This window comes from Streptomyces sp. NPDC027189 (genome assembly GCF_055566975.1).
On record NZ_JBVHRI010000010.1, the window covers coordinates 232226 to 246713 of the forward strand.

The window sequence follows — 14488 nt, forward strand, 5'->3', positions numbered from 1 at the left end:
GGACCCGTCACATGAAACGCACACACTGGGTGACGACGCTCTTCTTCGCCTTCGCCGTGGTTCTCGGCCTGACACACCCCCAGGCCCTCGCGGCCGCACCGACGACCCGGGCCGGCGTCTTCGACGTACGCGACTACGGAGCCAAGGGCGACGGCTCCACCAATGACACCTCTGCCATCAACAAGGCCATCACGGCAGCGAATTCCGCGGGCGGCGGCACGGTCCGCTTCCCCGCAGGCAAGTACAAGTCGAAGAACACCATCCACATGAAGAGCCAGGTCACGCTCCAGGTCGACAAGGGCGCGACCATCCAGGGCTCCAGCGCGGACACGTACGACCCGCCCGAGGACAACCCCAACGACGCCTACCAGGACTACGGGCACAGCCACTTCCACAACGCGATGATCTACGGCGACCGGCTCACGAACATCGGTTTCGTGGGCGAGGGCGTCATCGACGGCCTGGGCAACCTCATCACCGGCAACCCCAAGTCCGGCGAGGCCGACAAGATCCTGTCCCTGACTCGCTGCAACGGCCTGCGCATCGGCGACGGGCTCACCCTGCGCCGCGGCGGCCACTTCGCGGCCCTCATCAACGGCTGTACGAACGTCACTTCGGACCACCTGACCATCGACACCGCGAGCGACCGTGACGGCTGGAACATCATCAGCACGACGAATGTCACCGTCACCAACGCCAACATCAAGGCCAACGACGACGCGCTCGTCTTCAAGAGCGACTACGCGCTCGGGGCCAAGCTGCCCAACGGCCATGTACGGGTGAGCGATTCCTATCTGTCGGCGGTGTGCTGCAACGCGCTGATGTTCGGCTCCGAGACCTGCGGCGACTTCTCCGACTACCAGTTCGCGAAGATCCGCATCGAGGGATCCAACAAATCCGGGCTCGGCATGGTCTCGATGGACGGCGCGAAGATCTCGGACGTCCACTACCGCGACATCACGATGACGAACGTCCACTCGCCGATCATGCAGAAGATCGGCACACGCAAGCGCTGCGGCAACAGTCCGGGCATCGGCTCCATCAGCGACATCACCTACGACAACATCACGGCGACAGGGTCGAGCCCGTCCTTCAGCCCGACCCTGTGGGGCGAGAGCGGCCACCGGATCAACGGGGTCACCTTCACCAACGTCAACATCACCGTGCCCGGCGGCAACGGGACCATGTCCACCGCCGTGCCGAGCAACGACCCGAACGACTACAACCCGAAGGCCATCGGCACGCGTCCCGCGTACGGCTGGTACCTGCACAACGCGGACGACGTGACCTTCACGGACAGCTCGGTGAAGTTCGCGGCGAGCGACGGACGTCCTGCCGTCATCGCCAACTCGGCCAGCGGGATCAGATTCAACCGTTTCACTGCACAGCGCGGGAGCAACTCGCCACATGACATGGGGTTCCAGAGCGTCACGGGGTACTGCCTGACGGACAGTCACAACACGTCGGGCGGGGCTCTGCGAGTCTCCAGCGCCGGGTCGAGCGAGAGCTGCGGTACGGCCGTCAAGGGCGCGGCCGCGAAGACGGCGACCGCGAAGACCGCGACTGCGGAGAGCGTGGCCGCGAAGAGCGCGGATGTGGAGAGTGCGGCCGCGAAGAGGCCCGTCGCCGGGAGCGCTGCCGCGAAGCCGCTCGACGTGGAGAACCCCCGTCAGGCGTTCCTCCGGGGTTCCGTCGGCGGCCTCTTCCTGCACTGGGGTGAACGCACCGCCCCCGCCCACACCAGCTGCACCGCCTGGGAGAACGACGTCACCAGCGGCGGCTGGACCCCCGACTACTGGGTGAAGGAGGCCCAGAAACTGCACACCCAGTACCTCGTCCTCGCCACCTTCCACAGCCGGCTCGGCTACGCCCGCCCCTGGCCGTCGAAGATCCCCGGCAGTTGCTCCACCCACCGCGACTTCCTCGGCGAACTGATCACCGCGGCCAAGGCCAAGGGCCTCAAGGTCATCCTCTATATGACCGACGACCCCCAGTGGCACAACGAGGGCGGTCACGAATGGCTCGACTCGGCCGCGTACTCCGCCTACAAGGGCACGAACGTGGACCTCACCACCCGTGACGGTTTCGGCCGCTTCTCGTACGACAACTTCTTCGAGGTCATGGACCGCTATCCCGAACTCGGCGGCTTCTGGATCGACAACGACAACGCGTACTGGGAGAGCCACAACCTCTACGCGCAGATTCAGCAGAAGCGCCCGAACTACACGCTGAGCAACAACAACGAAGACACGCCGATCATGGACATGATCAGCAATGAGCAGAAGACGGGGATGACCCCGCCGTACGACTACCCCCAGGCGGTCTACACGGCCCAACCCCGGCTGACCGAGGCCGACTTCAAGCTCCCGTCGAGCGGAGCCTGGTGGTACGACGGCTCGAACCCCTCCGTCGACAAGATGCTCACCCTCGGCCGGCTGATCACCAACGCGGGATCGTCCGTGAAGGCGCTGATGGCCGAGACCGCCCAGGTCAACGGCAAGTTCCCGAGCAACCAGGCCGCCTTCAACAACTTCGCCGACTCCTACCTGGACCCCATCTGGCAGTCCCTGCACGGAACCGAGGGCGGCGGCTACATGTACGGCGGCCTCAAGCCCGGCTTCTGGAACGACGGTGCCCACGGCGTGACGACGATCAGCAAGAGCGACCCCAACCTCCAGTACGTGCACGTGCTGACGCCGCCGTCCACCAGCACGCTGCGTATCCGCGACAACGGCTACCGGATCGCGTCCGTGACCAACCTCCGTACTGGAGCGGCGATTTCGTGGTCGCAGTCCGGCGGAGTGCTCACGTTGAGCGGCCTTGGCAACTGGGACCCGTACGACACCGTCTTCAGGGTCACGACCGCGGGACGGCAGGGCATCCTCTCCGGGGTCACGGTCAGCGCCGGCTCCTCGGCGAGCGGGCATGAGGGTTCGGCAGCCTCGGACGGCAACTACCTCACGTATTGGGACAACAACAAGGCCCTGCCGGTCAACCTCACCTTCGACCTCGGCTCGGCGAAGAAGGTCCAGTACATCGGGCTGAACCAGCGCGAGGACTCCGTCGCCTACGCGCGCTCCGACACCGAACAGTCGGCGCGGATCAAGGCGTACAAGGTGTTCCTCAGCAACGACGGCTCCAGCTGGGGAAGCGCGGTGAAGACCGGGCAACTGCCAAGTCGCCGCGGAATTCAGGGCATCGACCTGACGGCGGCCGATGCCCGGTACGTACGCCTCGAAGTCGACTCCACCTGGGCCGCGTCCACCGACTCGACCCGCTACAAGCGGTTGCGGATCGACGAGACGTGGATCGGGACGTCGTACGCCACACCGGCACCCACGGCCGGTTCCTCGTACGCATCAGCGGCGGGGGCGGCGGTCGGGCCCTACTCGGACAACGGCCAGTCCGTCCGGCCCGCGATGGGCTGGAGCAGCTGGAGCTTCGTCCGCCGCTGGCCCACCGAGGCGAAGATCAAGGCGCAGGCCGACGCCCTGGTGGCGAGCGGCCTCAAGAACCACGGCTTCGTGTACGTCAACCTCGACGACTTCTGGCAGAAGTGCGACGCGAACGGATTCGTTGTCGACTCCTATGGCCGCTGGACCGTCGACACGGCCAAATTCCCCTCCGGAATCAAAGCGCTGGCCGACTACATCCACTCCAAGGGACTGAAGTTCGGCTTCTATGTGACACCGGGCATCGCCAAGAACGCGGTCACCGAGAACACCCCGATCGAGGGGACGTCGTATCACGCGGCCGATATCGCGGACACGTCGAAGACCGAGAAGAACTACAACTGCAAGAACATGTACTACATCGACTACGGGAAGCCGGGCGCTCAGGAGTTCGTGAACTCGTGGGCGAGGCAGTTCGCCTCCTGGGGAGTCGACTACCTGAAGATCGACGGGGTGGGCAGCGCCGACATCCCCGACGTCCAGGCCTGGGACAAGGCGCTGCGGGCGACGGGCCGGCCGATCAACTTCGCCCTGTCCAACAACCTCCCGATCGCGAACGCCTCCACCTGGCGCTCGCTGGCGAACAGCTGGCGCACTCAGGGCGATGTCGAGTGCTACTGCGGTTCGGGCCCGAACGGCAGCGGCTATCCGCTGACCGACTGGTCGCACGTCTCCGCCCGCTTCACCTCGGCGGCGAACTGGCAGCCGTACGCCGGCCCGGGCGGCTGGAACGACCTCGACTCCCTGGAGGTCGGCAACGGCGACCAGGCAGGACTCACCGCCGATCAGCGCCGCTCCCACTTCACCCTGTGGGCGATGGCGGCCGCGCCGCTGCTGCTCGGCACCGACCTCACGCACGTCGACTCCGTCGACAAGGCGATGCTGACGAATGACCGGCTCATCGGCGTCGACCAGGACGGCGTCGCCGCGAAACGGGTTGTGAACAGTGGTGTCAAGCAGGTCTGGAGCAAGAAGGAGAACAGCGGCGACTATGTCGTGGCACTGTTCAACACCGGTACGTCCGGCAACACCGCGGTCAGTGTGAACTGGTCGCAGGTCGGTTTCACGGGCTCCGGCGACGTCACGGACCTGTGGTCGGGCTCCCACAAGGGCGTGATCGCGAACTCGTACAGCGCGACGCTGCGACCGGGAGAAACACGGCTGATCCGTGTGAAGCCGGTGAGCGCCACGAAAGCTGTGGATCCGGTCAGCGGCGCGATGGCTGTGAACTCGGTTCATCAAGTGAACGTTTCTGCTGCGGCTCCCGGAATGGCCGTCGCCCCGTACGAGTACCTCGGCTGGGGCAACCCGCAGAACCCCACCTCCGTGATGTCGGCGACCGGCGTCAAGTGGTTCACGCTCGCCTTCATTCTGTCCGACGGTTCCTGCAACCCGAAGTGGGACGGGTCGCGCCCGCTGACCGGCGGAAACGACCAGGCGAAGATCAACGCGATCCGGGCGGCCGGCGGTGACGTCATCGTCTCCGTCGGCGGCTGGAGCGGTGCCAAACTCGGCGAGAAGTGTTCCAGCGCCTCGGCGCTCGCGGGCGCGTACCAGAAGGTGATCAACGCCTACGGCCTCAAGGTCATCGACATCGACATCGAGAACACCGAGTGGAACAACGCGACGGTGCGGCAGCGCGTGATCGACGCGCTGAAGATCGTGAAGGCCAACAAGGCCGGTCTGAAGACCATCATCACCTTCGGTACGACGACCAGCGGGCCGGACTCCACCGGCGTCGACATGATCAAGCGGGGCGCCAACTCCGGTCTGGCGAACGACATCTGGTGCATCATGCCGTTCGACTTCGGCGGCGGTACCACCAACATGGGCACGCTGACCACACGGGCCATGGAAGGCCTCAAGGCGCGGGTGAAGTCGGCGTACGGATACAGCGACGCGACGACGTACGCGCACATCGGCCTGTCGTCGATGAACGGCAAGACCGACGACTCCGGTGAACGGGTCCGCGTGGCCGACTTCAAGACCATGCTCGCCTACGCGCAGCAGCATCACATCGCGCGCCTCACCTACTGGTCCGTGAACCGCGACCGGGCCTGCGGTTCCGGTTCCGACGGGGACTCCTGCAGCGGCGTCTCGCAGCAGCCGTACGACTACCTCAAGGTCTTCGCCCAATACACGGGCTGAGGGGATCAACCATGAAACTCACAAGAGCGCTTCCCTGGTGCGTTTCCCTGGCCCTGGCCGTGCCGCTGGTCGGACTGACCGGTTCGGCGGCCCGCGCGGCCACCGACTACCAGGCCGAGGACGCCGTGATCTCGCAGGGCACGGTGGCCTCCAACCACACCGGCTACACGGGCACCGGCTTCGTCGACTACACCAACACCACCGGCTCGTACGTGGAGTTCACGGTGAGCGCGGCCTCGGCGGGCACCTCGTCACTGGCCCTGCGGTACGCCAACGGCACGACCACCGACCGGCCGATGAACATCTCCGTCAATGGAACGGTGGTCGCCACCGGTGTCTCCTTCCCGGCCACCACCAACTGGGACACCTGGGCGACCAAGAGTCTCGACGTCTCCCTGAACGCGGGCTCCAACAAGATCCGCGCGACGGCCACCACGGCCAACGGCGGCCCCAACCTCGACCGGATCGGCATCGGAGCGGCGGCCGACACCCAGGCGCCGAGCCGCCCCGGCCAGCCGAGTTGTTCCGCGGTCACGGAGGACGGCCTCACCCTCGCGTGGGGTGCCTCGACGGACAACGTCGGCGTGACGGCGTACGACATCTACGAACACGGCAACAAGCTCGGCGAGGCGCCGGGTGACGCGACCTCGAAGGCGCTCACCGGGCTGAGCCCGCGCACCACCTACAACCTGACGGTCATCGCCCGGGACGCGGCCGGCAATGCCTCGCAGGCCAGCCCGGTCGTGGACTGCACCACCCCGCCGAGCTCCGACACCACCCCGCCGACCAAGCCCGGCACCCTCACGTCGTCCAACGTCACCGCCAATGGCGTCGACCTGAGCTGGGGCGCCTCGACGGACGACAAGGCGGTCGTCGGGTACGACGTGCGCAGTGACACGACCGTGTACAAGAGCGTCACCGGCACGTCGACGACGCTCACCGGGCTGGCCTGCAACAGCCCGTACACCCTGAATGTGGTGGCGCGCGACGCGGCGGGCAACGTCTCCGCGCAGAGCAACACCGTCACCTTCACGACGAAGGCCTGCGCCACGGACGGCGGTGTCCCGTCGTCGATCGGGACGGTCTCCAGCGGCTGGACGATTCCGTGGGGCACGTACTGGATGCCCGACGGCCAGACCGCCCTGGTCACCGAGCGGGACGACTTCCGCGTCTGGAAGGTCACGAAGGACGGCACGAAGACACAGGTCGGGACCGTGCCCAACGCGGTGACGACCAACGGTGAGGGCGGCCTGCTGGGCGTGGCGGTCGATCCGAAGTGGGAGACCAACCACTACGTCTACTTCATGCACACGGCGTCCGAGGGCAATCGGGTCGTCCGCATGACGTACAACGGCAGCTCGCTGACCGGCTACACGATCCTGCTCCAGGGCATCAAGAAGAACCGCTACCACAACGGCGGGCGGCTCGCCTTCGGCCCCGACGGCTATTTGTACGTCTCGACCGGTGAGGCCCAGACGCCCGCCCTCGCGCAGGACAAGAACTCCCTCAACGGCAAGATCCTGCGCATGACGACGGACGGCAAGGCGGCTCCCGGCAACCCGTTCGGGAACTACGTCTACAGCTACGGCCACCGCAACCCGCAGGGGCTGGCCTTCGACCGCAACGGACGGCTGTGGGAGGCCGAGTTCGGCGACAGCTCCAAGGACGAGCTGAACCTCATCAAGCCGGGCGCCAACTACGGCTGGCCGACCTGTGAGGGCACGTGCAGCGTCTCCGGGATGACCAACCCCAAGAAGACCTGGAACGTCTCCGAGGCCTCACCCAGCGGTATCGCCATCGTCCGCAACGTCATCTACATGGCGTCCCTGCGCGGTGAGCGACTGTGGCGCATCCCGATCAACGGCGACACGGAGAACGTCGGCACGGCGACCGCCTACTACGTGGGCACGTACGGCCGTCTGCGCACGGTCACCAAGGTCCCCGGCGCCGATCAGCTCTGGCTCTCGACCACCAACTGCGACAACAACGGAGGTGCGGCGGACGGCTCGGACAAGATCTTCCGGGTGAGCATCAACTAGTCGGCGGGCGCGGCGCCGAGGTAGGCGTCCCTGACCTTCGGGTCGGCGTGTACCTCGGCGGCCGTGCCCTCGGCGAGGACGCGGCCGAGGTCGAGAACGACGACACGGGCACAGAGTTCCATGACGAAGGCGACGTTGTGTTCGACAAGGAGGACGGCGCAGCCTTCTTCAATCGACAGATGACGGATGACAGACAACAGATGACGGATTTCATCATCTGTCATCCCACTCGCGGGCTCGTCCAGCAACAGCACCCTGGGCGGGTCCGCGACCGCGCGCGCCAGCTCGACCATCCGGGCCCGGCCAACGGGCAGGGCTCCCGCGTAGCCGCCCGCGAGTTCCTCCAGGCCGCAGCTCCTGAGCACCACGTCCGCCCGTTCCCTGCGCTTCCTCTCGTAGGGACGCCGGGTGGGCGCCGCCAGCAGATCCGCTGCGAGGCCGCCCCCGCCACCCCGCCACTCCTGGGCCACCACCAGGTTGTCGGCCACGGTGAGCTGACCGAACAGCTGCTGCCGCTGAAAAGTGCGGCGCATGCCGTGGCGGGCGCGCCAGACGGGGGAGCGGCGGGTGATGTCGGTCCCGTCGAGGAGGATGCGGCCCTCGTCGGGGCGGCGGATGCCCGACACGGTGTCGAAGAGGGTGGTCTTTCCGGCGCCGTTGGGGCCGATGAGTCCGCACACCTCGCCGGGGCGCAGCGCGAGGTCCACTCCGTCGAGGGCGCGGACGCCGCCGAAGCGGACGCCGATGCCGACGGCCTCGAGTACGGGTGCGTTCATGACTGGGGCACCCCCTTGGCCGATGACCGGGGCGTCCCCTGGGGCGAGGCCGCGATCCCCAAGTACGCCTCCGTCAGCCCGTCCGCCTCCACCTCGGCGCGCGGACCGCACCACGTCACCCGTCCTTGAGCGAGATAGGCGACCGTGTCCGCGACCCCGAGGACTTCGGCGGCCTTCTCCTCGACGAGCAGCAGCGCGGTCCCCGCCTCCTTGAGCTCGGTCAGCAGCCGGAACACCTCGTCGACCACGCGCGGGGCGAGGCCGAGCGAGGGCTCGTCCGCGATGAGCACCTTCGGCGGGCGCTGAAGCAGTGGCGCCAGCGCGAGCATCTGCTGTTCGCCGCCGGAGAGTGAGCCGGCGAGGACGCCACGGCGCGCCGCGAGACCGGGGAAGCGCGCGTACACGGCGTCGCGTTCGTCCCTCGCGGGCAGGTGCAGGGCGAGGTTCTCCTCGATGGTGAGGGACGGGAAGATCCCGCGTCCCTCGGGCGCCAGCACGATCCCCGCCCGTGACCGTCCGACGGCCCGCTCGCGCGTGGCGTCGCGCCCGGCGACGTACACCCGGCCGGTGAGCGCGGCCAGGAGCCCGGCGGCGACGCGGCAGATGGTGGACTTGCCGGCGCCGTTCGGTCCGAGGAGGGCCAGGATCTCGCCGGGGCGGACGGCGAGGTCGACGCCGCGCAGGACGGCGGCGCCGTCGTATCCGGCGTGTACGGCGCGGAGTTCGAGGGCGGCTTCGGGGGATGACGGGGAGGGTGCCGCGACCGTCGCGGGTGGTGGCGTGGTCGCGCGCCTGCGGTGCAGGCGGGTGGAGACGGCCGCCGCGTAGCCGTCCGGGTCATTGGCCAGCGCCAGCCCCGCCAGGCCGAAAAGGATCACCGGCAGATGGACGGACTGGGTGACGTAGTCCGACAGCAGATGCGGTACGACGGCGTAGACGAGGCCCGCGACCACGGCGAACTGGGGGCGGCGCACCCCCGCCGCCACGACGACCGCGAGCCAGATCAGCCCGGTCATCGCGGTGAAGTCGGTCGCGGTGATGCGGGTGCTGTAGGACGCGTACATCACGCCGCCGAAGCCCGCGAGCCCCGCCGACAGCGTGAACAGCATGAGCTTGGTGCGGATCACCGACACGCCCGAGGCCATCGCCGCCGCCGGGGCCGAGCGGACCGCGAGCATCGCGCGCCCGGACGGCGAGTCCCGCAGCGCGCTGAGCGCCGCCACGACCAGCGCGACGAGCACGATCATCGCCACGCCCATCGCGCGGTCGTCGCCCAGGTCCACCGGTCCGAAGACGGGTCTCGGGATCGCCCAGCCCGTGTCGCCGTTCCTCAACCAGCCCATCTGGAACAGGACCTGGTCGGCGAGAAAGGCCAGCGCGAGGGTCGCGAGGGCGAGCGAACGCCCGCCGAGCCGCAGCGCCGGGAGCGCCACCAGGGCGCCCAGTACGGCGGCCGCGCAGGTCCCGACCGCCGTGGCCGCCACGAAGGGCCAGCCATGGCTCATCAGCAGCCCCGCCACCAGCGCCGCGCCCGTCACGAATGTCGCCTGCGCCAGCGACACCATCGCGCCGAGCCCCGTCACCACCGTGAACGAGACGAACACCAGGGAGAGGGCGAGCCCTTGGGCGAGAATGCCGCTCCAGAAGGGGGTCGTGACCGTGTAGAAGGCGAGGGCCAGCAGCAGCCCGGCGGCCGTCCAGGGGCCCCAGCGCCGTACCCACGACCGGCCCGCCAAGTAGTCGACCGGCGGCGCGTCGGCGGCCGCCGCCGTGCCCGCCGTCCGCTGTCGCCGCGTCAGCACCAGCAGCCCGGCGAAGAGAATCAGGAAGGGAACGGCCGTACGGAAACCGGTGATCCGCTCGGCGAACGTCGCATACCCGGCGATCAGGTTCTGCAGCACCCCGAGCCCCAGGCCGCCGGCGAAGGCCAGCGGAATGGACGCGAAGCGGCCGAGGACCGCGGCCGTCGCCGAGACGAAGAGGAAGAGCGTGAAGTCGTGGGCGGACAGGCCGAGGAGAGGAGTGGCGAGCACACCCGCGAGCCCGGCGAGCGCCGACGAGAGCATCCAGGCGATCGACGAAAGCCGGTCCGCGCTCATTCCGCGCAGCTCCACGAGCGGGCGATTGTCCACCGCCGCCCGGAGTTTGAGCCCGAGGGGCGTGTGCCGCATCAGGATCCACAGCCCGATGGCGACCACGGCGGTCGCCACCCAGGTGATCAACTGGTCGGAGTCGACGCCGACACCGTCCATCAGCTGCCACGACGTGGCCGGGCTCGGTCCGACCCCCGGAAGCCCGAACTGGTTCTCGGCGGGTTTGACGGACACGCCCGCGTCCTGGAGGAGTTCGACGATCCACAGCCCCAGTGCGGGCAGCGCCACCAACAACCCAATGGTGGCGACGATTTGGGCTGTCTCGCCGACCCGCGCCAGCTTGCGGAACATCAGCCGATCCAGGCCCCAGCCCAGCGCGGGCGCCACGACACCCACAAGGAGCAACGCCGTCGGAACCGAGGGGAGGCCGAGGCCGGAGTGCAACTCGTAGAAGGTGAGCGCGCACAGGTAGGCGGTGGCGCCGTGGGCGAAGTTGAACAGTCCCGAGGCCGAGTAGGACAGCACGAGCCCGGTCGCGAGCAGGGCGTACAGCGCGCCGGAGACCAGTCCGCTCAGCACGAATCCCAACAGGTCCGACATCCCAAGCCCCCTTCAGAAGCCCCTACTTGAAGGGAATGGGCGAGTAGCACTTGAACGGCGCCGACACGACGTACTTCCCGCCCTTGAGCTGGACGAGCGCCCCGCAGCCGAACGACTCCTTCCGACCCCTGGGTTCGGCGCGGTCGCCGACCATCGTGCCCGTGTCGGAGAAGGCGCCCGCCGCCTTCTGGAAGGACGCCACCGTCAGGTCCTTGCCCGCTTTCTCGGCGATCGCGAGGAACAGGTCTGCGCTCATGTACCCGGTCATCATGTGCATGTTCAAAGGAACGCTCTTGCCGGCCGCCTTCCTGATGTCCTCCTTGAACTGCCGCATCGCCGCACTGTCCTGCTCGAACGGCTGGAACGACAGCAGGATGTGCACGCCGTCGAGCGCCTTCTTCGTCGCGCTCTTGGCGAGCAGCGACGGGTCGTAGTCGGTGGGGTCGGTGAGCACGCCGTCGTATCCGGTGCGCCTGAGCGCCGTGAACAGGCCGATGTTGTACGGGGTCTGCATCACGGAGACGACGGCGTCGGGGGCCTTGCCGCCGTTGCTGCGCAGGATCTCCTTGGTGTACGCCGACCAGTCGCTCGGCACGGCGCCCGCGGGGACGGACGACTTGGCGAAGGTCACTTTGTAGCCCGCCGAGGCGAAACTCTGCTGGTAGGTGCGGATGGCGAAGGTGCCGGCGTCGCTGTCATTGGCGAGGATCGCCACGGACTTGCCCTGCGAGCCGCCCGTCACCTGCTTGAGCCCCTCCGGCCAGGTCTGCGAGATGGTGCCGCCGGGCATCGGCACCATGCAGCCGCCGAAGCCGTAGATGTACGTCGGCCCGCAGAAGGAGGGCAGGGTGCCCCAGCCGAACGTCGGTACCCTCTGCTGCTGGAGGAAGTCGGCTCCCGAGAAGGTCGTCGAACTCATCGGCGCGATCGCGAACACCTTGTCCTGCTGGACGAGTTTGCGTGCCGCCGCGAGGTTCTTGGCGGGGTCCTGTCCGTCGTCCTCGGCGCCGAGGTAGTCGATCTTCCGGCCGTTCACCCCGCCGTCCGCGTTCGCCCGGTCGAACCGGGCCTTCGCGCCGAGGTCGGTGTCCTTCTTGGAGTACCCGGTGGCGGTCGTCATCGAGACGATGCCGCCGACCTTGATGGAATCGTCGGTCACTCCGCGTACGGAGCTTCCCGCCTTGTCCGAACTCCCGCCATCGGCAGCCGAGTTGCAGGCGGTGGTGGCGAGCAGCAGCGCGGCCACGGCGGCGGTGATGGTGCGGATCGGTCGCGACACGTCGGTCCCCCTCCAATCGGGTGACCGAAAGTCTCGGTTGAATCTGACGACCCGTCAATATCTGACGCATCGGTAAGTGATGAGCCGTCAGAAATTCCTCAGGCCTGGTACAGCGCCTCGACCTCCGTCGAGTACGCCTTCTCGATCGCCTTCCGCTTCAGCTTCAGCGAAGGCGTCAGCAGCCCGTGCTCCTCGGTGAACTGGTGGGCCAGTATCCGGAACGTACGGATCGACTCGGCCTGCGAGACCAGCGTGTTCGCGGCGACCACCGCGCGCCGCACCTCGGTTTCCAGGTCCGGGTCGCGCACCAACTGGGCGGGCGACAACTGCGGCTTGCCGCGCATCTGGAGCCAGTGTTCGACGGCTTCGGAGTCGAGGGTGACGAGTGCCGCGATGTACGGCCGGTCGTTGCCGACGACGATGCACTGGGCGACCAGCGGATGGTCGCGCACCCGCTCCTCCAGGATCCCCGGCGAGACGCTCTTGCCGCCGGAGGTCACCAGGATCTCCTTCTTGCGCCCGGTGATGGTGAGATAGCCGTCCTCGTCGAGGGAGCCCAGGTCACCCGTGGCGAGCCAGCCGTCGTGCAGGGTGGCGTCGGTGGCCTTCTGGTTGTTGAGGTAGCCCTGGAAGACGTTGTCGCCGCGCAGCCAGATCTCGCCGTCGTCCGCGATGTGCACGGTCGTGCCCGGGATCGCCTGGCCGACGGTGCCGAACCGGGTGCGCTCGGGCGGGTTGGCGGTCGCGGCCGCCGTGGATTCGGTGAGCCCGTATCCCTCGTAGATGGAGACGCCGGCTCCCGCGAAGAACAGCCCGAGCCGCCGGTCCATCGCCGAACCGCCCGACATCGCGTGCTTGACCCGGCCGCCCATCGCGGCACGCACCTTGGAGTAGACGACCTTGTCGAAGAACTGGTGCTGCATGCGCAGGCTCGCGGAGGGGCCGGGCCCGAGGCCCCAGGCCTTCGACTCGACGGCGTCCGCGTAGCGCACGGCGACCTCGACGGCCTTCTCGAAGGGGCCCGACTTGCCGTCCTTCTCGGCCTTGCGGCGGGCGGCGTTGAAGACCTTCTCGAAGATGTACGGCACGGCCAGGAAGAAGGTCGGCTGGAACGCGGCCAGGTCGGGCAGCAGGGCCGCCGCGTTCAGCTGCGGCTGGTGCCCGAACTTGACCTTCCCGCGGAAGGCGGCGACCTGCACCATCCGCCCGAAGACATGCGCGAGCGGCAGGAACAGCAGCGTGGCCGCCTCGTCGCCCCGCTTGGAGTGGAAGACGGGCTCCCAGCGCTCGATGACGGTGTCCGCCTCGAACATGAAGTTGGCGTGGGAGATCACACAGCCCTTGGGGCGGCCGGTGGTGCCGGAGGTGTAGATGATCGTCGCGGTCGACTCGGGCGTGACCGCGCGCCGGTGCCGCTGGACCACCTCGTCGTCGATGTGCGCGCCGGCCTCGTACAGCTCCTGCACGGCGCCCACGTCGAGCTGCCACAGCTTGTGCAGCTGCGGCAGCCGGTCGACGACCGTGGCGATGGTCATCGCGTGGTCCTCGTGCTCCACCATGACGGCCGACACCTCGGCGTCGTACAGCATCCAGAAGACCTGTTCGGCGGAGGAGGTGGGGTAGACGGGCACGACCTGGGCGCCGACCGTCCACAGGGCGAAGTCGAAGAGCGTCCACTCGTAGCGCGTACGGCACATGATCGCGACGCGGTCCCCGAACCGGATCCCCTGGGCCAGCAGGCCCTTGGCAAGGGCGAGCACCTCGTCGCGGAACTCGGCGGACGTCACGTCGCGCCACTGCCCCCGCTCGTCCTTGCGGCCGAGAGCGATGTGCAGCGGGTCTTCCAGGGCATGATCGAACACAACGTCGGCCAGGCCGCCCACCGGCGGCGCCGACGCCAACGGAGGGTTGGTGAACTCGCGCAATCCCGCTCCTTGTGGCGCTCCGCACAGCGCCGTGAAAGCTACCCCACCTGGCCGTCGGGCGGGAGGGGGGTCGGACCGCCGGGGGCCGCGGCGTATGCACTGGTCAGTCGAGGAAATGCCCGCACAAGGGGAAGGGCCGGACAGAATCGCTTACGGTTCCGTAGGTTTCCGGCCCG

At 68.1% G+C, this 14488-nt stretch carries 6 protein-coding genes; 2 read left to right on the plus strand and 4 right to left on the minus strand.

Annotation, left to right across the window (positions count from 1 at the left end):
- Positions 1-11: 11 nt before the first annotated feature.
- Together ACZ4RZ_RS25040 and ACZ4RZ_RS25045 are read left to right on the plus strand one after the other, a co-directional pair.
- On the plus strand, positions 12-5600 hold the full coding sequence (locus ACZ4RZ_RS25040) for a glycosyl hydrolase family 28 protein (RefSeq protein WP_467747703.1): 5589 nt from the start codon (positions 12-14) through the stop codon (positions 5598-5600).
- A gap of 11 nt (positions 5601-5611) precedes the next feature.
- The gene (locus ACZ4RZ_RS25045; protein ID WP_467747704.1) at positions 5612-7639 is read left to right on the plus strand and encodes a PQQ-dependent sugar dehydrogenase; all 2028 of its coding nucleotides are present in this window, start codon (positions 5612-5614) and stop codon (positions 7637-7639) included.
- Here ACZ4RZ_RS25045 and ACZ4RZ_RS25050 read toward each other — a convergent pair.
- From ACZ4RZ_RS25050 to ACZ4RZ_RS25065, 4 genes are all read right to left on the minus strand, one after another.
- Positions 7636-8415 carry an ABC transporter ATP-binding protein gene (locus ACZ4RZ_RS25050; RefSeq protein ID WP_467747706.1) on the minus strand — a complete coding sequence of 260 codons (780 nt, stop codon included), beginning with the start codon at positions 8413-8415 and terminating at the stop codon, positions 7636-7638. The two genes, ACZ4RZ_RS25045 and ACZ4RZ_RS25050, sit on opposite strands and share 4 nt — an antisense overlap.
- Positions 8412-11108, minus strand: coding sequence for an ABC transporter permease subunit (locus tag ACZ4RZ_RS25055; RefSeq protein WP_467747708.1), 2697 nt, complete (start codon positions 11106-11108; stop codon positions 8412-8414). Before ACZ4RZ_RS25055 ends, ACZ4RZ_RS25050 begins: the two co-directional genes overlap by 4 nt.
- Positions 11109-11130: 22 nt before the next feature.
- The gene (locus tag ACZ4RZ_RS25060; protein WP_467747710.1) at positions 11131-12387 is read right to left on the minus strand and encodes an ABC transporter substrate-binding protein; all 1257 of its coding nucleotides are present in this window, start codon (positions 12385-12387) and stop codon (positions 11131-11133) included.
- A gap of 98 nt (positions 12388-12485) precedes the next feature.
- Positions 12486-14312, minus strand: a complete 1827-nt coding sequence (locus ACZ4RZ_RS25065) for an AMP-dependent synthetase/ligase (RefSeq protein ID WP_467747712.1) — start codon at positions 14310-14312, stop codon at positions 12486-12488.
- Positions 14313-14488: the final 176 nt, after the last annotated feature.